The organism is Streptomyces sp. NPDC057302 (assembly GCF_042667685.1).
Lineage (GTDB): Bacteria > Actinomycetota > Actinomycetes > Streptomycetales > Streptomycetaceae > Streptomyces.
Map to the genome: position 1 here is coordinate 49,621 of NZ_JBHUZJ010000015.1, position 19,735 is coordinate 69,355.

A 19,735-nucleotide genomic window follows, 5' to 3' on the forward strand; every position below is an offset into this window, starting at 1 on the left:
ATGAACGCCTTCAACTCCCTGATGGACGGCTTCGGCACGGCCCTCACCCCCATGAACCTGCTCTGGGCCGCCGTCGGCGTGCTCCTGGGCACCGCGATCGGCGTCCTGCCCGGCATCGGCCCCGCGATGGCGGTGGCCCTGCTGCTGCCCGTGACGTACGGCCTGGAGCCGACCGGCGCGTTCATCATGTTCGCGGGCATCTACTACGGGGCGATGTTCGGCGGCTCGACGACGTCCATTTTGCTGAACACCCCAGGTGAGAGCGCCGCGGTGGTGGCCGCCATGGAAGGCAATCCGATGGCCAAGGCGGGGCGCGGCGCACAGGCGCTCGCCGCCGCGGCCATCGGGCACTTCGCGGGCGGCATCATCGGCACGACCCTCCTGGTGGCGCTCGCCCCCACGGTCGCCGAGCTCGCCGTCGACATCGGGGCACCCGACTACTTCGCCATCATGGTGCTCGCGTTCATCGCGGTGACGTCCGTCCTCGGCTCCTCGCGCGTACGGGGGCTCGCCTCGCTCCTCATCGGCCTCACCATCGGCCTGGTCGGCCTCGACCAGATGACCGGCCAGCAGCGCCTGACCTTCGGCTCGCTCCAACTCGCCGACGGCATCGACGTGGTGATCGTCGCGGTGGGCCTCTTCGCGATCGGCGAAGCCCTGTGGGTCGCGGCCCACCTGCGGCGCACCAGCGGCGAGGCGATCCCGGTCGGCCGCCCCTGGCTGGGCAGGTCCGACCTGAAGCGCACCTGGAAGTCCTGGCTGCGCGGCCCGCTCATCGGCTTCCCGTTCGGCGCGATTCCCGCGGGCGGCGCGGAGATCCCGACCTTCCTCTCGTACGTCACCGAGAAGCGCCTGTCCAAGCACAAGGACGAGTGGGGCAAGGGCGCGATCGAAGGCGTGGCGGGCCCGGAGTCCGCGTCGTCCGCGTCGGCCGCGGGCACCCTGGTCTCCATGCTGACGCTGGGCCTGCCCACGACGGCGGTGGCCGCCGTCATGCTCGCGGCCTTCCAGCAGTACGGGATCCAGCCGGGCCCGCTCCTCTTCGAGCGCGAACCGGATCTGGTCTGGGGCCTGATCGCGTCGCTCTTCGTGGGCATGGTCCTGCTCCTGGCCCTGAACCTGCCGCTTGCCCCGGTCTGGGCGAAGCTCCTGCGCATCCCCAGGCCCTACCTCTACGCGGGAATCCTCTTCTTCGCGGCGGTGGGCGCGTACGCCGTGGGCGGCGAGGCGCTGGACCTGGTGATCCTGCTCATCATCGGTCTGATCGGCTTCGGCATGCGGCGCTACGGACTGCCCGTCCTGCCGGCCGTCATCGGCGTCATCCTCGGCCCGAACGCGGAACAGCAGCTGCGCCGCGCGCTGCAGATCAGCGACGGCAGCGTCAGCGGCCTGATCGACACGCCCTTCTCGATCACCGTGTACGTGATCATCGCGCTGATCGTGCTGTGGCCGCTCCTGAAGAAACTGCTGGTGCGGGGCAGGAGCGCTGACGTAGACGTAAAGGCATGACAGCAGACACGTCCGACATCCGCCCCGCCACCGCCGCCGACGTCCCCGCCGTGAAGGCGGTGACGGACGCCGCCTACCACCGCTACATCGAGCGCATCGGTGTCGTGCCCGCCCCCATGGAGGCGGACCACGCGGCGCAGGTGGCGGCGGGGCGGGTGTATGTCACAGGGGTCGCCGGGGCCACAGGGGCTACCGGGGACCCGTCGGTAGTGGGTGTCCTGGTCCTGGTCCCGCACGAGGACCATCTCTTCCTGGACAGCATCGCGGTCCACCCCGAGGCGGCGGGCCAAGGGGTGGGCCGGCGCCTGCTCGCCTTCGTGGACGAGCGGGCGCGTGCGCTGGGGCTGCCGGAGGTCCGGCTCTACACGAACGTGATGATGTGGGAGAACGTCGAGCTCTACCCTCGGTACGGGTACGAGATGGTGGAGCGCCGGGTGGACGGCCCGTACGACCGCTACCACTACAGGAAGCGCCTGTGACGGTTCGTGCCGTCCAGGCGTCCGCCGCCTCGCCGGCGCCGGATCTCACCCGTCGGGCCACCAGGTCCGCTGGACGTCCTTGCGGACCTCGGGTCGGTCGTGGGTCCGGTCCTCGGACTCGCACTTCTCCCGGATCTGCCGATTGGTGGGCTTCCCGACGGTCTTGTGCACGGTCACACGGCGCATGGCTGCCTCCCTGTACTACCGATGTCCAAGGTGGGACCTCTGTAGACCTCTGCGGGGAGGGTTTCTCATCCGAGGGGGATTGTCAGTGGCTGATGTCACGCTCGGGGCATGACGATCGACTGGGACATCGAGGCGGCCACGTTCGACGACGAGCCGGACCACGGGCTGCGGGACGAGGTGGTGCGGGACGCGTGGGCGCGGCGGCTGCGGGACTGGCTGCCACGGACCGCGGGCGATGTGCTCGACCTGGGCTGCGGCACCGGAAGCCTCTCCCTGCTGGCGGCCGAGCGGGGGCACCGCGTCACGGCGGTGGACCTGTCCCCGAACATGGTGGAGCTTGCCCGCGAGAAGCTGTCGGGGCACGCGGCGGAAGTGCTGGTCGGTGACGCGTGGGAGCCGCCGGTGGAGGGGCGCCGGTTCGACGTGGTCCTGGCCCGGCACGTGCTGTGGATGGTGCCGGACCCGGAAGCGGTGCTGCGGCACTGGTGCGGGCTGCTGCGGCCGGGAGGGCGCCTGGTCCTGGTCGAGGGCGTATGGGGCGTGACGAATCCGAACGGCATCCCGATGGACCGCCTGATCAGCGCGCTGACACCCGTGGCCGCCCATCTCCACTCGGAGCGCCTGTCGGGCGACGAGCGGCTGTGGGGCAGGAAGGTGGAGGACGAGCGATACGCGGTGGTGGCGTCCCTCCCAGCACCCCGCCGCCACAAGGAAGTGGTGGACGTCCACCTCATCCTCCGCCGTGGCGACGAGATCCTCCTGGCCCGCCGCGCCAACACCGGTTACGGCGACGGCCTGTTCAACGTCCCCTCCGGCCACGTAGAGCCCGGCGAGGACGTCCGCACGGCAGTGATCCGCGAGGCCCACGAAGAAATCGGCCTCACTCTCACCCCCGACGACGTGAGCGCCGAACTGGTCCTCCAGCACCGGGGCCCGGGCGAGGAACCCCGCATCGGCTGGTTCTTCGAAGCGCGGTACGGCAAGGGCGGCGAACCCTTCAACGCGGAACCGGACAAGTGCGCAGAACTGACCTGGCACAAGGCATCGACGCTGCCGGACGACATGGTGGCGTACTGCAGGGCGGCACTTGAGGCGTGGCACGCGGGGGAGCGGTTCGTGCTGCACTGGCAGGAGGAGGGGGACGGGGTGGCGTACGAGAGGGGCGGGGCTGGGCGGGGGGTTGGTCTGGCGCCTGCGCAGGGCACGCACCATGTGGAGCTCTGGGTGCCGGACTTCCCTGCCGCGGAGGCGTCGTGGGGCTGGCTCCTGGGTGAGTTGGGGCATGTCCGCGAGCAGCGATGGGAACACGGCGGCAGTTGGCGGCGTGATGCGGCGTACGTGGTGCTCGAGCAGTCGCCGGACATGCGGGACGGGGCACATGACCGGCTGCTGCCCGGCTTGAATCACCTGGTGTTCCACGTGGCGAGCGCCGCGGAGCTCGACCGGCTGGTGACGGAGGCTCCGGAGCACGGGTGGTCCCTGCTCTTCCCGGAGCGGCATCCGTTCGCGGGAGGGGCGGAGCACTACGCGGCCTACCTGGAGGACGGGGCGGGGTTCGAGGTGGAGCTGGTGGCCGAAAGCTGATGCGTGGAGAGCGGACTCGGTGATCTCACGGTGTGTCGCGGCCCGGGCCCGCCGCGGGGACGGGAGGAGAGAGGAGGGTTCCGGCGCGGGCCATGGCCTCCAGGGTGTTCAAGGCACTCAGGGCCGCGGATGCTGCTTCGGGGTCCTTGGTGGGGAGGCCGCTTTCGGTGAACTCGTCCTCGTCCAGGCGCAGGATCGTCTTGCCGTCCGCCGAGCACCACAGGTCCAGGTCCAGGTCCTCCACCGTGAGGGTGGCGCCTTGCCGCACCGCGGGGCGGGTCACGTCGCAGTACCAGCCCTTCAGGGTGCCCGTTGAGGTGCGGACCTCCTTCACCGCGTACCAGCGGTCCCGCCAGTAGTGCTCCGTGAAGACGTCGCCCGGCTCGAAGCGTACGAAGCCGAAGTCCCGTACCCCGGCCGCCGCCCACGGTGCGCGGACCGTCACCACGGTGCCGTCGTCCGCGATCACCTCCGCGGGGTAGCGGATCTTCGTGCGGCCCGCCTTCGTCAGGATGATCTCCACCTTGTCAGCCGAGGGTTCGGACATGGCGTACCTCCGTCGCGCAGACCTCGTAGCCGAACCACTTGTTGATCGCCAGCATCGGCTCATTGCCCGCGTCGTTGCCGGTGAACGCCTCCGTGCAGCCGGCCGCCCTCGCCCGGTGCAGGGAGTCGTTCTTGGCGAGCTTGGCAAGCCCGCGGCCGCGGAACGCGCGCCCGGTGCCGGTCCCGCCGCTCGCGTAGCGCGACGCGTCGTCCGTGCGGGCCAGGGTCAAGGCCGCGGGGCGGCCGTCCACCACCGCCACCGAGGTCAGTTCGCGGTTCAGCAAGGGGTGGTTCCACGTCTCGGCGAGCCACTGCTCGTAGTCCGTGAGCTCCGCCGCCACATCGCTCGGTTCGTCCGCCACCGCCTCCGCGTCCAGCTCGAAGAGGGCGCGCGGGTCGTCCCCGAACTCCGCCCCCGTACGCAACTCCACTCCTGCGGGCGGCTCTTGGCGCGGCGGCAGCACGCCACCCGCCAGGTCGAGGCGCAGGAAGTGGGCCGAGCGGCTCGCGCGGTAGCCGCGTCCGGCCGCGAAGGCGAGGTTCACGGGCTCGTCCAGGACCCAGGAGAAGACCGTGATGGCGCCCTGGTCAGCCAGATACTCCTCCGCCGTCCGCAGGATCAGCGAACCCGCGCCCAGCCCGCGCCGCTCCGGGAGTACGTAGACGTTGGCGAAGCCCTGGCCCGGCTCGGGGCTGTCGTAGGCGAGGCCCACCTGCGCCGTGCCGATGATCTCGCCGTCCACCTCCGCGACCAACTGGCGGTAGCGGGCGGCGGGATGGGCCTGCGTCAGGTCGAACCGGATCGAATCGGCGGTGGCGAGCATGGCGGGCACGCAGGCGCGGCGCACGACGGCGAAGGCCTCGGCATCGGGCCTGTTGCCGGGGCGCAGGGCGCGGACTAGGACGGTCATGGTGCCGCAGGCTACGCGCGGGGCGCGCCGGGGTGCCTCCTATTTTCCCGGGGTGCGGGACAATCTCCGCGTGACGTTGAAGATCGAGATCGAGAGTGACGGCGGCGCCGCCGCTGGTGGCGGTCTGCCGCCCTACGAGCAGGTGCGGACCCAGATCGCCGAGCAGGCGCGGGGCGGGACGCTGCCGGTGGGGTACAAGCTGCCGACCGTGCGGGGACTCGCCCAGGAGCTGGGGCTTGCCGCGAACACCGTGGCCAAGGCGTACCGGGCCCTTGAGGCGGACGGGGTGATCGAGACCCGGGGGCGGCACGGGACGTTCGTCGCCGCGGCCGGTGACGCGGCGGCGCGGGAGGCGTCGGCCGCCGCCCAGGCCTTCGCCGAGCGGGCTCAGCGGCTCGGCCTCTCCGAGACGGCGGCGCTGGCCGCCGCGCGGGACGCTCTGCGCGCGGCTTACGGGGACTCGGGGTGACTCCTGCCCCCTGCTTGCGGAAACCTAGCGGTGGCCGTTCGGTACGCCGCCACGGCTAGAGGTAGAGCCCCGCGTCCGCCCCGTCCCGGGCGTCCGGCACCGAAGTAGGTGACGTACCGCGCCGCAACGCGTACAACTCGGCCAGCGTCGCGCCCTCCCGGGAGACCCCCTCGTCCGTGCCGAGCCAGTCCACCGACTCGGCCCGCGTCAGGTTCCCGACCTCGATCCGGGCGAGGCAGCGGCCGGGCCGGACCACCGCCGGGTGCAGCCGCTCCAGGTCCTCGTTGGTCGTGACGCCGACCAGGACGTTGCGCCCCTGCCCCAGCAGTCCGTCCGTCAGGTTCAGCAACCGCGACAACGCCTGCCCGGCCGTGTGCTTCGCCTCCCCGCGGATCAGCTCGTCGCAGTCCTCAAGGAGCAGCAGCCGCCAACGCCCCTTCGCCGTGCCGTCGTCCTCGCCGATCGCGATGTCCATCAAGTAGCCGACGTCGCTGAACAGCCGCTCCGGATCCAGGACGCAGTCCACCTGGCACCAGTCACGCCAGGACCGCGCCAGCGTCCGCAGCGCCGACGTCTTGCCGGTGCCCGGCGGCCCGTGGAGCAGCAGCAGGCGGCCCGAGATGTCCTCGGGGCCCATCTTCATCAGGGAGTCCATCGCCTCGGCGACCGGCGCGGTGTAGTTCTCCCGCACCTCCTCCCACGTACCCGCGGCGATCTGCCGCGTGGTGCGGTGCGGGCCGCGCCGGGGAGACACGTACCAGAACCCCATGGTCACGTTGTCCGGCTGCGGCTCCGGCTCGTCCTGCGCGCCGTCCGTCGCCTGCTTCAGGACCTTCTCCGCGAGGTCGGCGGTCGTCGCCGTCACCGTGACGTCCGCGCCGCGGTTCCAGCGGGAGACCAGGAGCGTCCAGCCGTCGCCCTCGGCGAGCGTCGCGCTGCGGTCGTCGTCGCGGGCCGCGCGCAGCACCGTCGCACCCGGCGGAAGCAGCGTGGATCCCGACTTGACGCGGTCGATGTTCGAACTGTGCGAGAAGGGCTGCTCGCCGGTGGCGAAGCGGCCGAGGAAGAGGGCGTCCACGACGTCCGACGGAGAGTCGCTGTCGTCGACGTTGAGCCGGATCGGCAGGGTGTCCTGAGGGTTCGCAGACATGCCGCCATGATCCGGCACGCACGTGCCCCCGTGCACCCCGGTTTACGTACTCGGCGGACTCCGCGCCGACTCCGCGCCGCCCTCGCGGCTCCCGGCCGTGCGAGAGACCGCGGGAAACCTGTGGTGCGGAACCTGGCCTACCGCCAACTCACGCCGTTACTCTTGTCCTTGATGGGACGTCATGGGTGGAATTCGGGGGCACAGCGGTGGCGACTCACCGCGCTGCTCGGAGTAGCTGTGGCCGCACTGGCCCTGGTCCTGACCGTCATCAACACACTCCCCGGTGACAGCACGGGCACCGAGGGCACCACACGCGACGGGGACAAGGTGCACGGCACCCCCGCCGTCCCGCCCGACGAGGCGAAGCCGGCCGTCGGCTGGGGCTTCACCCACACCCAGTTCAGCGCGGACGAGGGCTCCGGTGAGGCCACGCGGCGCGCCGAATCCCTGCTCGCCGAGAAGCCGCGCCCGCTGCCGCAGATCCAGCACATCATGGGCTGGGGCGCGAGCAACCCCGAGCCCGTCAAGGGGCGTTACGACTTCGCGGCGATGGACCGGCGGATGGACTTCATTCGCGCCACCGACGGCACGCCGGTCGTCACCCTGTGCTGCTCCCCGGACTGGATGAAGGGCGGAGAGGCCGGCGCGGACAACACCGACTGGAGCCAGCAGTCCCTGGAGACCGCCCCGGAGCGCGCCCACTACAAGGACTACGCCAAGCTCGCGGCGACCGTCGCCAAGCGCTATCCGGACGTACGGCACTTCATCGTCTGGAACGAATTCAAGGGCTTCTGGAACAGCGAGAAGTCCCGCTGGGACTACGAGGGCTACACCGAGCTCTACAACCTGGTCTACAAGGAGCTCAAGAAGGTCAACAAGGACATCATGGTCGGCGGTCCCTACCTGGTGATGGACAGCGTCGACCCGCGCCAGACCGACGGGGCGTCGACGGAGGTCGAGGGCGACTGGGGCCGCATGGACCAGCGGGTCCTCGACGCCTTCGACTACTGGAACAAGAACAAGGCGGGCGCGGACTTCATCGTCGTCGACGGCTCCAGCTACACCGTCGACGACGAGATGCTCCCGGACGAGTTCAAGGCCACCGACAAGCTCACGGCCGTCGGCAAGTGGGTCCGCGAGCGCACCGGCGCCCTTCCCCTGTGGTGGGCCGAGTACTACGTGGAACCGGGCGACAGCGACGACAACCGCGACGACTGGTCCGAGCCGCACCGCGTCGCCGTACAGGCCTCGGGGCTGATGGCGATGGCCCGCGGCGGCGCGAGCAGCGGTTTCTACTGGAACCCGCAGAACGAAGGCGAGGACTGCGCGGGCTGCCTCTGGCGCTCCACCCAGCTCAAGGACGGCGGCACGGAGCTGCCGATGCTGAAGATGCTCTCCCGCTTCAGCGAGGCGTTCGAGCCCGGCACGGAGTACGAAAAGGTCTCCGTCGCCCACGACGACGTACCGAACGTGCGTGTCCTGGCCGACAAGAAGACGGTGCTCGTCGTGAACACCCTCGACCGCACGATCGACGCGAAGGTCGACGGGAAGCGGTTCGAGATGAAGGGGTACGAGGTGAAGTGGCTGACGCGGTGATCCGCCGCAGCCACCCACCCCGCGCCGCCAAGCGCGTCAAGCCATCGTCAGGAACCGCTGGATCAGCGAGGCGAACAGCACCGCGAGCAGCGGCAGCGAGAACCAGAAGCTGCTCTGCAGCCAGCGCAGCTGCCGCACGCTCGGCTCCACCGCCACCCGCACGACCTCACGCGTGACCAGCAGCAGGATCACGGCGATCGCCGCGAGCGCGCCGATCACCGACCAGGGAGTCCAGGTCACCTGCGGGCCGACCGGGCCCGGAGCGGCCTTCTCCACCGCGCCGTTGGGCTGCTTGCGCAGGGTATAGAGGGTCGCGTCGTCGTTCGTGAGGACCTTCTTCAGCTCCTGGCGGTTGTCCAGGTTCGTGATCAGCCGGGTGTCCCAGGTCCTGGAGTAGCCCACGTCCATCTGGAGATAGACCGTCTGGCTCTTGTTGATCATCAGATACGAGTGGGGGCCCGCGTCCTTGAGCGCCTTCACCAGGCTGGAGACCAGGACCGGATCGGCGGGGGCGAGCGTCGGGACGTACTGCACCTTCTCCATGTCCCGCGCGCCCCAGGGGATCGCCGGTGTCACGTTCTCGACGATGTCGTCGCTCATCCACAGCAGCCGCACCGTCGGATCGTCGTGCTCGTACACGTACTCCATGGCGGCGACCTCGCCGTCCCGGGTCCGCTCGAAGGGTTCGTTGCCCCAGCGCGCCACCAGGAAGCCGCCCATCAGGACGAGACCCGCCAGCAGCGCGGCGACGGGCGCCAGGCTCACCCGGTCGCGGTCCCGCTCCTTCGCGGTGATGCCCGCCCGCGGGAAGAGCGCGAGCCCGGCCAGGAGGGCTGCGCCCGGCAGCGCGAACATGAAGACCCGCAGGGCCATCTCGCCGCCGTACGACTGCATGCCGAACCCCAGGAACGGCACGAAGGTCAGCACGAGCAGCGAGCGCTCCGTGTACTTGTGGTCGCGCCGCCGCCACCAGCCCCAGCAGGCGAGGGCCATGACGGTGCCGGCCAGCGCCACGCGCGCGTAGAGCACGAGCTTGTGGGTCGAACTGCCGCCCTCGATCCGCCCGGACACCGACGACGACACATTGCCGCCGACGCCACCGATGCCTCCGAACAGGTCGTCGAAGTGCCCCGACCAGTACGGCTCCGCGAGGAACCCCACCCACACGGCGACGAAGACCGCGAAGAGGATCGGCAGGCCGCGCAGCTCCGAGCGGCCCACCAGGACGAGCGCGGCAAGCACGCCGAGCATCACGAACGGCGTGAGCTGGTGCGCGGGAACCGTCGCCGCGAACAGGGCGATCAGGACCGCGAGCAGCACCGCGCGCTGGCGCCGGTCGACGGGCTCCACTTCCAGCTCGCCGGGGCGGCGCTTGGCCCACAGCACGTGGGGCGCGCGGAACCACACGAGGAGCACCGCGACGAACACCAGATAGAGCAGATACGTGAAGCCCTGCGGGGAGAAGTAGTCCTGCCCGACCCAGCCGCTCAGCGCGAAGATCCACAGGCCGGCCCACTTGGCGCGCCAGCCCGCCCGCATGGAGCGCACGAGCAGGAACATCGGCGCCAGATAGAGCAGTTGCATGGCCAGCGGCCACCAGCGGATGACCTCGGTCATGTCCGAGACGCCGCACGCCTTCGCCACGAACGTGGCCGCGGCGAAGAACCCGGGCCAGCTCCAGCGCGCGTCCAGGTCGGGCACCGCGGAGCCGGTCCTGTCGATGTACTCCATGAAGCCCAGGTGCTGCCAGGCCGTCGCGAACCGCGGCTCGTTCTCGAGCAGGGCGGGCAGCGCGTGCAGGCACACCACCGTGGCGATCAGCGTCACCAGGAGCAGGGTCTTGTGCGGCCGCTCCATCCAGAGCAGCGCGACGAAGACGACGATAAGCAGCGCGGCCCCGAGCAGGGTCGCCGCGGGCAGGATCGAGATGAGCCCGAGCCCGCCCATGTCGTCCAGATCGGCCTCGGTGATGCCCACGGTGGGCAGCCAGTAGAGGGCGAGCGCGAAGGCGAGGAGCAGCGCCATGAAGAGGGCGCGGCGGCGGGGGAGCGGTTCGGGCCCGGCGGCGGTTCCTGGCGGGGCCGACGGGGCCGACGGGACCTGGGGCGCTGGTGCGTCGGTGCCGGGCTCCTCGGCGGGCGCCGTGACGGCCGAGGACGCCGAGGACACGGACGCGGCGGGGAGCGGCGAGGACGGCGCCGGTTCGCGCGGCCCCAGCGGTGTTCTCAGCGCCCAGGTCGGCCGGTGCTCCATGTCGTCCCCCTCGGCCCCGCCGTCCCCGTCGTCGCCCGTGCCCGCGGGACTCCCGGACGCGGCCTTCCTGAAAGCGGCCGTCCCGAAAGCCGGTGTACCGAACGCGGGCGTTCCGGGCCCGGGGCGCACGTCGGGCCTGCGCTCCGGATGCTCGAAGTCGGTCTGCACGGACAGTTGCAGGGTCTCCGAGTCCAGTGTCTCGCGCAGCGCCCAGGCGGGCCCGTGCCGCTCCTTCTTGCGGTCCGACTCCTCGGGGGCGGGCGAGGGCTGCGCCTCGGACGCCCCCAGATCGGCGAGATCGCCGTCCGGCGCCGCGTCGGCCGGCTCACCGGAGGGAGCTCCCCGCGCCACGCGGTACAGCTTCGGCGCCGCGATCGCCACGATCACCGCGAGGCTGGAGATCTCCGCGACGCCCGCCCCCGTGAGCCCCATCCGAGGCAGCAGGACCAGCGTCAGACCGAGCACCAGGACGCACAACAGGCCCTGCATCCAGGCGATCCCGGACGTCCGGCTCTGCGCGCGCATCACCGCGAAGTACGTCTCCATGACGACCCGCAGCGCCGCGCCCACCGCGAACCAGCGCAGCAGAGGCGTCGCCGCGTCCGCGTACCCCTGGCCGAAGACCCGCAGGATGTAGGGCGCGCAGAGGAAGAGCAGACCGCACACCGGCAGCATGATGCGGGCCATGCGGCGCAGCGCGGCCCGGGTGTTCGCCGCGAGCCGCGCCGGGTCGTGCGCGCCCTCGACGGTCAGCGACGCGCCCATGTTGATGGCGAGCAGATTGATCGTGCCGCCGATCGTGGTGGTGATGTAGAAGTACGCGTTGTCGACCGAGCTGACCTGCGAGGCGACGATGACCGGTACGAGATAGACCACGGCGAGCGAGAAGAGCGAGCCCGTGTAGTCGCCCGCCAGGAAGCGGCCGATCTCGCGCAGCGTCGGTGGCTGCGTCTTGTCCTGGGTCGCCCGCACGTGCCGCGGCACCAGCCGCCGGAACACCAGCCAGCCGAGCGGGACGACCGACAGGGCGATCGCGGCGACCCACGAGACGAACACGCCCGCCGTCGGGATCGCCACGGCGAAGGCGATCAGCAGCCCCAGCTTGACGACCGAGAAGATCGTGTTGCCGACCGGCACCCACAGCGCGCTGCGCAGCCCCGTGAGTACCCCGTCCTGCAAGGTGAGCAGTGACCAGGCGACGACCGCGGCGACGAAGCCGAGGCCGCTGAGCGGGCCGTGCAGGAATCTGTACGAGGGCCCCCACAGGTCCAGCGTGAGCAGGAAGATCAGTGCGGCGAACGCCACGACCAGGGAACTGGCGGCGTACGTACGGAAGATGAGCTTGCCCGTGGCGCGTCCCGCGACGGGGATGAAGCGGGCGAGCGCCCCCATCAGGGTGAGGGCGGTGAGTCCCGCGAGGAACTTCATGGCGGCGATCGCCGCCGAGCCCTGGCCGACCGCCGACTCGGAGTAGTACCGGGCGGCGGCCAGCCAGAAGCCGAGGCCGAGCACGCCGGAGATGCCGGTGTTCAGCATCAGTGCGTAGGCGTTGCGGAACAGGGGGCTCCCGCCGTCGGAGCCCCCTCTTCCGGGCAGGCGCATTCTGAGCGGCCTGCCCGGCTTGCCGGACGGCGGCCGCTGTTCGGTGCTTGCCGACCCAGAGACGTCTGCCTGGGCCGTCGACGTGTCAGACACGGGTACGAGTTGCCTTCCGGCGGGCCTGTCGTGCTCTGCGGACCACGGCGTACCCCTTGGTGTGGGCACGGTCCCTGGCGAAATTGCGGGCGATCGCGCGGCCCTCGACGAGCCGCTCGAACTCCTCGATGCCGGTGGAGCGGCGCACGGTCACCCGCTGCAGGGCGAACGGCCCCTGGGCGCGCCGCGCGAGGCCGTTGCCGACCGCGAGCGACTGGGCGAATCCGGCGCCGCGCACCGTGCGGCGCACCCGGCGGCTGGAGTAGCCGTACGGATAGGCGAAGGAGGTCGGACGGGTGCCGAGCTCGTCGGTGACGATCTCCCTGCACCGCAGCAGCTCGAACCAGAGTTCGTCGTCGGCCAGCTGGTCGAGCTGCGGGTGCGTGTGGCTGTGTCCGCCGATCTCCGTGCCCGCGGCGGCCAGTTGGCGCACCTGGTCCCAGTCGAGCATCACGTCGAGGCCGCCCCCGGTGTCGTGCGCCCCGCGCAGCCAGCCCGTGGAGACGAAGAGCGTCGACGCGAAGCCGTGCTTGGCGAGCACGGGCAGCGCGTGCCGGTGCACGCCCTCGTACCCGTCGTCGAAGGTGATCAGGACGGGCCTTGCGGGCAGCGCCCGGCCCGGAGTGCGCCATATGGCGGCGAGCCCGGACGTGCTCAGCGGGGTGAACCCCCGCTCGCCGAGCAGTTCGAGCTGCTCGGCGAACGCCCCCGGAGCCACGGACAACTGCCGTGTCTCCAAGGTCGGTTCATGCGCGATCGAGTGGTACATGAGGATCGGGACGGGGGCGTTCATGGCGGCCCCCCCTCGGCCGCTCGGTGCCGTGCTCATGCGGCAGCCCCCTCCTCACCGTCCGCTTCCTTCCCGATCTCCACGACCGAGAAAGTGGCGCCTGCCCCGCGCGCGCGGACACTGCCGAGGACGTACCCCCCGGCAGCCGTGACCACGCCCGCCACAATGGCTCCCGCGCGGCCCGCGCCGCCCGGACGGGCGAGCAGCGCGTCCCGCAGCCCACGGCCGACACCGGCGGGCAGGACCCGCGTGGCATAGCGCCGCTCGGACTCGAGTCCCTTGTCCGCGCCGACACTGCGGGCCACGAGTGCCTTGGAGAGACCTTCCGCGTACGTCCGCGTGCGGAAGTAGTGGAAGCGCTCCCGCGCCGCCGGGACGCGGTGGTGGATCACCGCGCGGTCGTCGATGAGCAGGATCGCGTCCGGCCTGGCCCGGGTGAGACGGATGCACAGCTCCGTCTCCTCGCAGCCCAGCGGGCGCTTGTCGCCGTCGCGCCCGATGCCGGTCGCGAAACCGCCCGCCGCCTCGAACGCGGTGCGCCGGAACGAGGCGTTGCCGCCCAGGACGTTGCGCACCCGCACCCGGCCCGCGGGCAGCCCCTTGTACGTACAGCCGACGACCCAGTCGAACTCCTCGGGGAACCAGGCCGGCCGGCGCCGGGACTCCCAGATCGGCATGGTGCGTCCGCCCACCGCGAAGACCTTCGGGTCGGTGTACCCCTCCGCGAAGTGGCGCAGCCAGTCCCGCTCCGCGACGGCGTCGTCGTCGAGGAACGCGATGATCTCGCCGCCGGATGCGGCGATGCCGGTGTTGCGGCCCGCGGAGAGGCCGCGGGGGCCCGCGTTGGCGAGCACCCGCACCCCTTCGGTCTCCTTGTACTCCTTGGCGAGGCGGTCGAGGAGCGAGGCGTTGTGGTCCACCACGAGAAGCGTCTCGAGCGCCGCCAGGGACTGCGCCCGCACCGAGGCGACCGCCGCGAGGATGTCCTCCCAGCGGTCCTCGGTGTAGACGCAGATGACGACGGAGATGCCCGCGACCGTGCGTCCCCCGTGGTGTCCGGAACCGCTCAAGACACCTCTCCCTGCCGCGTGCGGAAGGGCACACCACGCGTACGGCGCTGCTGCTCACGGCGGTTGGAGCGCTCCGTGAGGATCACCTTCAGGACCCGCAGACCGTCGCGCACGGCGCTGAGGTTGCTGACGCCGTGGATGCGCAGGTACTCGTGGCTGGGGATCTCCTGCACCTTGAGCCCGGCCTTGACGACCCGGATGTTCATCAGGGTCTCCACCTCGAAGCCCGTGCAGTCGAGGTCGATCTTGTCCAGGCAGTGCTTCCAGAAGGCGTTGTAGCCGTAGCACAGGTCGGTGTAGCGGGCGCCGAACTTGGCGTTCACGACGGAGCACAGGACGTGGTTGCCGAGCTTGCGGATCGGCGTCATGTCGTCCGTGGCGCCGCCGTTGGCGAACCGCGACCCCTTGGCGAAGTCCGCGCCCGAGACCAGGGCGGAGACATAGCTGACGATCTCGTGCCCGTCGGCCGAGCCGTCCGCGTCGACCATCACGATGATGTCGCCGGTGCACGCCTCGAATCCGGTGATCAGGGCGTCGCCCTTGCCCTTGCCGAGCTGGCGGACGACCTTCACGTCCGGCCACAGCTCACGGGCGACCGCCACCGTGTCGTCGGTGGAGTTGCCGTCCACCAGGACGACCTCGTGGATCCAGTCGGGAAGGGTCTTGAAGACGTACGGAAGATTCTCCGCTTCGTTCATCGCGGGAATCACGACACTCACCGGCGGTGTGATCGCCAAGTGCGTGGAAATCGGCCGGTAGTTTCTGGACGGCGTCGTCTTGTTTAACGGGTCTTCGCCCGGCTCGGCCGCCGGGCGCACAAAAGAACTCATGAGTCTGATCCCTCTCGTCCGGTGGACCGCCCACCCCCGGGCAGTCCGGCTATGTATCCGGTTCGAAAGGGGGGTTCTCACTTGCGCATGCCGAAATAGATCTCCGTGCATGCCGAATGAGCTGGCATCGCGCGGGACGTGACTCGGCAGAAATGCAGAAGCCGAGCACGGCACCCCCCTACCGCGCCCCGCCCCGGAACCACCGCGATCTTGAGCCCTCCCCTAGATCGCATTGCGTGATGGACCGGTGCGGGTGGATGTACGACGGTATTGATGATTGAGACCGTATGGCAAGACCTGGAACGTGGCCTCACGTTTTTGATGATTTGGCCAGTCTTGGTGGGCACATATGGAGCGCCCTGTTCCTACCTTCTCTCTTCTATTCTTTCTTTCTTGATCGAATTTGCCCGACGCGTTTCAGCAGCTTGTCGGCGGGTTCGAAGAGCTCCGGCCGGGACAGGACGGTGTTGCGCAGCGCCCTGACCGGAGCGCGCCGCGCCCGGTGGGCGATCGCTGCCGGATGGCGCAGAGCCACCCACCCCTCGGACACGGTGAGTTCGCGTGTCTTGAGGGAGTCCTTGTACTGCTTCTGGCCCCGCCCGAGGTCGAGATAGGCGATGCCGTCGGCGGCGGCCGCCTCGGCCATGTGCAGATGCAGGATCAGGCCGGGCGAGTACTTGGCGAACGCCGGGTCGTACGACGGGAACCACTGGGCGAAGACCCGCTCGGAGCAGAGGCCGAAGTGCGCGGCTGCCGGCGTGTCGTCGACGTAGAGCACGGAGAGCAGGCCGGTGAACTGATCGGACCTGGTGTGGAAGAGCTGGCGCACGAGCTGGTTGATCCAGGGGTGCGCGAAGCGGTCGCTGCGGCCGGTCTTGCGGTACTGGGCCGACTTCCACTCCATCAGGGTGCGCAAGACCGCGGGGTCGCGCTCGTCGTGCACGTAGCGGACGGCGCCGTGGTCGCGCGTGAGCCGGCGCTCCTTGGCCAGGGTGGTGCGGGTGAACTTCGGCGACTTCGCCTTGAGCTGGCCGAGATATGCCTCGTACCCCTGGTCGATGTCCATGACGGGGGAGGCGAAGGAGCCGGAGACACTCTCCTCGAACGGCTCCTGGCCTGCTACCAGATGGTCGAACTCGTACATCGCGAGCCCACAGGCCCGTAACAGCTCCCGCGCGTCCCAGGTGAAGCCGGGCCGGTGCACCAGGCCCTGGCAGTCGGAGACACCCAGGCCGATGGCCCGGCCGACGCCGGTGATGGATCTCTGGAACGGGAAGAACGCCGCGGGCTCACCGTCTTCGCGTACGACCGCGATCCGCACCCCGCGCCGCCAGTGGCCCACCGCGAGGGTGAACTCGGGGGAGAGGAACGGATTGGCCAGCTCGGGCGAGCCGTTGAGGTGGGCCTTGGACTGCAGTGCCGTCCAGGCCGCCCGGTCCGCAGCGGTGAGTTCTCCAGGCCGGTGCACGGTGATGTCCACGTCAGGAGGTCCGCCTCTTCGGGGTACGGCGTCGCAGCCGCCGTACCAGTACCAGCAGATAGATGAGCGAGCCGATCACGGTGAGGGCGGCGACCCCGCCGCGTACCGACCACATGTGCAGCGCCAGCATCGCCTGTGCCACCAAAAGGTTGACGGCGACGGCCCCGGAAACGGAAGAGATGATCCGGCCCCATGGATCAAGTCCTTTGAGGGCGGCGGCGATCGCGCCGCCGGGGGCGGCGAGCAGGAAGAACAGGGTGAAGGGGGCGCGCAGTGGCGATTCGATGTCCGTGAGCGCGAGCATGGCGCCGACGGCGCCCACCGCCACCGCCATCCCCGCGAGCAACGGCAGCGCGTCCTCGTGACGGATCGGCGGGTCCCCGGGGTCACGCCCGGTGTCTGATGACGGTGCCTTGATCCTGATCGTCTGCATTGGCGACTTTGCCCCCCGACGCGCCGGATGCCGGGCTTCAATGTCGCGCAGCCTACGGCAGCGCGTCAAGATGCGGAGGGAGTGTGGAGGTGTTCGCCGTCGGGCCCTTGAACCGCAAGGGAACTCGCTGTGTGGGCAAGGGAATTACAGGCGAACTCATTGACATGAACACTACCGGCGACCTGAGGGGAGTGGTACCACAGTCGTGGCAGAAATCCTGCTAAGGGAGGTTCCATGAGATTGTCCCGAATCACGGCATACGCTTCCTCACTCCTCCTCGCCACCGCCTTCGCCCTCACCGGGGCCACAGCGGCACAAGCGGACCAGTCATCCGACCAACGGGCCGCGGCCACCGGCTATGTGGCGCTCGGCGACTCCTACTCGTCCGGTGTCGGAGCCGGCGGCTACGACAGCGGGAGCGGCAACTGCAAGCGCACACCGCGCGCGTACCCCGCGCTCTGGGCGGCCGCGCATTCACCCTCCAGCTTCAACTTCACGGCTTGCTCGGGCGCTCGTACGGGTGATGTTCTGGCCAGCCAGCTGGGCCCGCTCGGCTCCGGAACGGGTCTGGTCAGTCTCTCCGTGGGCGGCAACGACGCGGGCTTCGCCGACGTCATGACGACCTGCGTCCTGCAGTCCGAGAGCAACTGTCTGGCGCGGATCGCGACGGCACGCAGCTACGTGCAGTCGACGCTGCCCGGCAACCTCGACAAGGTCTACACGGCGATCAGCGCCAAGGCACCGGCCGCCCAGGTCGTCGTGCTCGGATACCCCCGCTTCTACAAGCTCGGCGGCGGCTGCCTCGCGGGCCTCTCCGAGAAGGAACGCAGCGCCATCAACAGCGCCGCCGACTTCCTCAACTCGACCACGGCCAAGCGCGCCGCCGACCACGGCTTCGCCTTCGGCGATGTGTCCTCCGCCTTCACCGGGCACGAGATCTGCTCGGGCGACGCGTGGCTGCACAGCGTGAACTGGACCAACATCGGCGAGTCCTACCACCCCAAGGCCGCGGGCCAGTCCGGCGGCTACCTCCCTGTGTTCAGCGCGGCAGCGTCCTGATCCCCTGAGTCCGGCGCATAGGAGGAGGCCCCGCCCGTCGGGGTCTCCTTCTCGCACGTCACCGAGTACGCGACGGAGTTCGACGTGGCCTTGACCGGGCCGCGCACCTCCACGCTGATCGAGTTCGTATACGTCGAGCCCGGCTCGCCCGTGACCGTCTCCGTGTGGTGCACCTGCTTGGTCCTGCCGCCGCCGGAGGCGAAGCTGAGCGTCTTCCAGCCGGGGTCGCTCGGCTCGCCGGACTTGGTCACCCAGCGGTAGTCGACGGTGACCGGAACCCGCCCCACGGTGAACGTCGCGGTGAACGAAGGGGCCTGCCCGGCGGCCGGCGGACAGGCGCCGCTGTACTGCGTGTTCGCCCCGGCGACCGAGACCTTGACGGACTGCGCCGGGTGCGTGGTCGTCCCGCCGCCGTTGCCGCCACCGCCGCCGCCCGTGGAGCCGCCACCGGTGGAACCGCCGTCGCCGCTCCCGCCGTTGCCCGAACCCCCGCCGTCACCGCCGCCCGACGTGCTGCTGCCGCCGCTCTTGCCGCCGTCGGAGCCGCCCGTCCCGTTCCCGCCGCTGTCGCCGCCGTTCCCGCCGCCGTCGGAGGAGCCGCCGCTGCTGCCGCCCCCGCCTCCGTCGTCGCGATTGACCAGGGCGTACGTCAGTCCGGCGAGGGCGAGCGCGAGGGCGACCAGGCCCGCGGTGAGGATCAGGACCGTGCGGCGCGAGCGGGTCGGAGGCACGGTGGTGGTCGTGGCGACGACGGGTTCCTGTCCGCCGGGCGGATACGGCGCGGGTCCCTGGTGCTGTTGTTGTTGCTGCTGCTGTGACGTGACGGTCGGCATGTACGGGAGGGGCGTCGCCGGCTGCGGGGTGCCGCCCGCGGCGACGAGCCGCAGCTGGTTCTCTGCCTCGGCGGCGGAGATCCGGGCGGCCGGGTCCTTCTGCAGCAGCCCTTCGATGACCGGGGTCAGCGGTCCCGCGTTGCGGGGCGGCGGCAACTCCTCGTCCACGACCGCACGCAACGTACTGAGCGGGGTGTCCTGCCGGAACGGTGAACTGCCCTCGACGGCCGCGTAGAGCAGCACGCCCAGCGACCACAGATCGGACTCGGGCCCTGGCTTGCGTCCCAACGCCCGCTCCGGGGCGAGGAATTCGGGGGAGCCGACCACCTCACCCGTCATGGTGAGGGCCGAACTCCCCTCCACCACGGCGATCCCGAAGTCGGTGAGGACGACCCGCCCGTCGTTCGCGATGAGTACGTTGCCGGGCTTGACGTCGCGGTGCAGGACCCCGGCATCGTGCGCGGCGCGCAGAGCGGCGAGCACCTCGGCGCCGATACGGGCGGCGCGCTGGGGGACCATCGGCCCCTCCGCGTCCAGGACGTCGGAGAGCGAGAGCCCCCGCACGATCTCCATGACGATCCACGGGCGCCCGTCCTGGCTCGCCACGTCGTAGACCGTCACCACATTGCGGTGCGGGATGCGGGCTGCGGCCCAGGCCTCGCGCTCAAGACGGGCGTAGAGGCGGTTGACGTCACCGGCCGGGAGCCCGGCGGGGGCGCGTACTTCCTTGACCGCGACCTCGCGGCCGAGGACTTCGTCGCGGGCACGCCAGACCGTGCCCATCCCGCCTTCGCCCAGAGGGGCGAGCAGGCGGTAACGCCCCGCGATCACACGCTCGTCGTCGCTCACGGGGTCCCCCATC

At 70.6% G+C, this 19,735-nt stretch carries 17 protein-coding genes; 6 read left to right on the plus strand and 11 right to left on the minus strand.

What is annotated here, in order from left to right:
• Both ACFUPX_RS13905 and ACFUPX_RS13910 read left to right on the plus strand, forming a co-directional pair.
• A complete protein-coding gene (locus ACFUPX_RS13905; protein ID WP_383320645.1) occupies positions 1–1,509 on the plus strand; it encodes a tripartite tricarboxylate transporter permease in 1,509 nt (502 codons plus the stop codon).
• Positions 1,506–1,988, plus strand: coding sequence for a GNAT family N-acetyltransferase (locus ACFUPX_RS13910; RefSeq protein WP_383320647.1), 483 nt, complete (start codon positions 1,506–1,508; stop codon positions 1,986–1,988). Before ACFUPX_RS13905 ends, ACFUPX_RS13910 begins: the two co-directional genes overlap by 4 nt.
• Before the next feature lie 45 nt (positions 1,989–2,033).
• Here the strand turns inward: ACFUPX_RS13910 and ACFUPX_RS13915 are convergent, their stop codons facing one another.
• Positions 2,034–2,174, minus strand: a complete 141-nt coding sequence (locus ACFUPX_RS13915; protein WP_383320649.1) for a hypothetical protein — start codon at positions 2,172–2,174, stop codon at positions 2,034–2,036.
• 108 nt (positions 2,175–2,282) lie between these two features.
• Between ACFUPX_RS13915 and ACFUPX_RS13920 the strand changes: the two genes are divergently transcribed.
• Positions 2,283–3,758, plus strand: coding sequence for a trifunctional class I SAM-dependent methyltransferase/NUDIX hydrolase/VOC family protein (locus ACFUPX_RS13920; RefSeq protein ID WP_383320651.1), 1,476 nt, complete (start codon positions 2,283–2,285; stop codon positions 3,756–3,758).
• Between the two features lie 25 nt (positions 3,759–3,783).
• On the opposite strand, the gene ACFUPX_RS13925 is transcribed toward ACFUPX_RS13920, so the two are convergent.
• Both ACFUPX_RS13925 and ACFUPX_RS13930 read right to left on the minus strand, forming a co-directional pair.
• Complete coding sequence (locus tag ACFUPX_RS13925; protein WP_383320653.1) at positions 3,784–4,305, minus strand: DUF402 domain-containing protein; 522 nt, start codon at positions 4,303–4,305, stop codon at positions 3,784–3,786.
• A complete protein-coding gene (locus ACFUPX_RS13930) occupies positions 4,286–5,215 on the minus strand; it encodes a GNAT family N-acetyltransferase (protein ID WP_383320655.1) in 930 nt (309 codons plus the stop codon). The genes ACFUPX_RS13925 and ACFUPX_RS13930 overlap by 20 nt, the downstream gene beginning before the upstream one ends.
• Before the next feature lie 70 nt (positions 5,216–5,285).
• On the opposite strand from ACFUPX_RS13930, the gene ACFUPX_RS13935 reads away from it, so the two are divergent.
• The gene (locus tag ACFUPX_RS13935) at positions 5,286–5,684 is read left to right on the plus strand and encodes a GntR family transcriptional regulator (protein ID WP_383320657.1); all 399 of its coding nucleotides are present in this window, start codon (positions 5,286–5,288) and stop codon (positions 5,682–5,684) included.
• A gap of 55 nt (positions 5,685–5,739) precedes the next feature.
• On the opposite strand, the gene ACFUPX_RS13940 is transcribed toward ACFUPX_RS13935, so the two are convergent.
• Positions 5,740–6,834 carry a DUF5925 domain-containing protein gene (locus ACFUPX_RS13940; RefSeq protein WP_383320659.1) on the minus strand — a complete coding sequence of 365 codons (1,095 nt, stop codon included), beginning with the start codon at positions 6,832–6,834 and terminating at the stop codon, positions 5,740–5,742.
• Positions 6,835–7,005: 171 nt separating this feature from the next.
• Between ACFUPX_RS13940 and ACFUPX_RS13945 the strand changes: the two genes are divergently transcribed.
• On the plus strand, positions 7,006–8,430 hold the full coding sequence (locus ACFUPX_RS13945; RefSeq protein WP_383320661.1) for a xylan 1,4-beta-xylosidase: 1,425 nt from the start codon (positions 7,006–7,008) through the stop codon (positions 8,428–8,430).
• A gap of 36 nt (positions 8,431–8,466) precedes the next feature.
• Here ACFUPX_RS13945 and ACFUPX_RS13950 read toward each other — a convergent pair whose 3' ends face one another.
• The 6 genes from ACFUPX_RS13950 to ACFUPX_RS13975 all read right to left on the minus strand — a co-directional run bounded on the left by ACFUPX_RS13950 (position 8,467) and on the right by ACFUPX_RS13975 (position 16,981).
• Positions 8,467–12,378, minus strand: coding sequence for a lipopolysaccharide biosynthesis protein (locus ACFUPX_RS13950; RefSeq protein WP_383320663.1), 3,912 nt, complete (start codon positions 12,376–12,378; stop codon positions 8,467–8,469).
• A complete protein-coding gene (locus ACFUPX_RS13955) occupies positions 12,371–13,171 on the minus strand; it encodes a polysaccharide deacetylase family protein (protein WP_383320665.1) in 801 nt (266 codons plus the stop codon). The genes ACFUPX_RS13950 and ACFUPX_RS13955 overlap by 8 nt, the downstream gene beginning before the upstream one ends.
• A gap of 32 nt (positions 13,172–13,203) precedes the next feature.
• On the minus strand, positions 13,204–14,238 hold the full coding sequence (locus ACFUPX_RS13960) for a glycosyltransferase family 2 protein (RefSeq protein WP_383320667.1): 1,035 nt from the start codon (positions 14,236–14,238) through the stop codon (positions 13,204–13,206).
• Positions 14,235–15,068 carry a glycosyltransferase family 2 protein gene (locus tag ACFUPX_RS13965; RefSeq protein WP_383320669.1) on the minus strand — a complete coding sequence of 278 codons (834 nt, stop codon included), beginning with the start codon at positions 15,066–15,068 and terminating at the stop codon, positions 14,235–14,237. The genes ACFUPX_RS13960 and ACFUPX_RS13965 overlap by 4 nt, the downstream gene beginning before the upstream one ends.
• Positions 15,069–15,447: 379 nt before the next feature.
• Positions 15,448–16,548, minus strand: a complete 1,101-nt coding sequence (locus ACFUPX_RS13970; protein WP_383320671.1) for a GNAT family N-acetyltransferase — start codon at positions 16,546–16,548, stop codon at positions 15,448–15,450.
• Between the two features lies 1 nt (position 16,549).
• Positions 16,550–16,981, minus strand: coding sequence for a hypothetical protein (locus tag ACFUPX_RS13975; protein WP_383320673.1), 432 nt, complete (start codon positions 16,979–16,981; stop codon positions 16,550–16,552).
• Positions 16,982–17,215: 234 nt separating this feature from the next.
• Between ACFUPX_RS13975 and ACFUPX_RS13980 the strand changes: the two genes are divergently transcribed.
• Entirely contained in the window at positions 17,216–18,040 is an 825-nt protein-coding gene (locus tag ACFUPX_RS13980; protein ID WP_383320675.1) for an SGNH/GDSL hydrolase family protein, read from the plus strand.
• Here ACFUPX_RS13980 and ACFUPX_RS13985 read toward each other — a convergent pair.
• Entirely contained in the window at positions 18,007–19,734 is a 1,728-nt protein-coding gene (locus ACFUPX_RS13985; protein WP_383320677.1) for a serine/threonine-protein kinase, read from the minus strand. The genes ACFUPX_RS13980 and ACFUPX_RS13985 overlap by 34 nt on opposite strands.
• Position 19,735: the final 1 nt, after the last annotated feature.

Excerpts from the sequence above, each read along its gene's own strand:
- ACFUPX_RS13905 (WP_383320645.1), top strand. The coding sequence starts at position 1 with ATGAACGCCTTCAACTCCCTGATGGACGGCTTCGGCACGGCCCTCACC.
- ACFUPX_RS13910 (WP_383320647.1), top strand. The coding sequence starts at position 1,506 with ATGACAGCAGACACGTCCGACATCCGCCCCGCCACCGCCGCCGACGTC.
- ACFUPX_RS13915 (WP_383320649.1), bottom strand. The coding sequence starts at position 2,174 with ATGCGCCGTGTGACCGTGCACAAGACCGTCGGGAAGCCCACCAATCGG.
- ACFUPX_RS13920 (WP_383320651.1), top strand. The coding sequence starts at position 2,283 with ATGACGATCGACTGGGACATCGAGGCGGCCACGTTCGACGACGAGCCG.
- ACFUPX_RS13925 (WP_383320653.1), bottom strand. The coding sequence starts at position 4,305 with ATGTCCGAACCCTCGGCTGACAAGGTGGAGATCATCCTGACGAAGGCG.
- ACFUPX_RS13930 (WP_383320655.1), bottom strand. The coding sequence starts at position 5,215 with ATGACCGTCCTAGTCCGCGCCCTGCGCCCCGGCAACAGGCCCGATGCC.
- ACFUPX_RS13940 (WP_383320659.1), bottom strand. The coding sequence starts at position 6,834 with ATGTCTGCGAACCCTCAGGACACCCTGCCGATCCGGCTCAACGTCGAC.
- ACFUPX_RS13945 (WP_383320661.1), top strand. The coding sequence starts at position 7,006 with ATGGGACGTCATGGGTGGAATTCGGGGGCACAGCGGTGGCGACTCACC.
- ACFUPX_RS13955 (WP_383320665.1), bottom strand. The coding sequence starts at position 13,171 with ATGAACGCCCCCGTCCCGATCCTCATGTACCACTCGATCGCGCATGAA.
- ACFUPX_RS13965 (WP_383320669.1), bottom strand. The coding sequence starts at position 15,068 with ATGAGTTCTTTTGTGCGCCCGGCGGCCGAGCCGGGCGAAGACCCGTTA.
- ACFUPX_RS13975 (WP_383320673.1), bottom strand. The coding sequence starts at position 16,981 with ATGCAGACGATCAGGATCAAGGCACCGTCATCAGACACCGGGCGTGAC.
- ACFUPX_RS13980 (WP_383320675.1), top strand. The coding sequence starts at position 17,216 with ATGAGATTGTCCCGAATCACGGCATACGCTTCCTCACTCCTCCTCGCC.
- ACFUPX_RS13985 (WP_383320677.1), bottom strand. The coding sequence starts at position 19,734 with ATGGGGGACCCCGTGAGCGACGACGAGCGTGTGATCGCGGGGCGTTAC.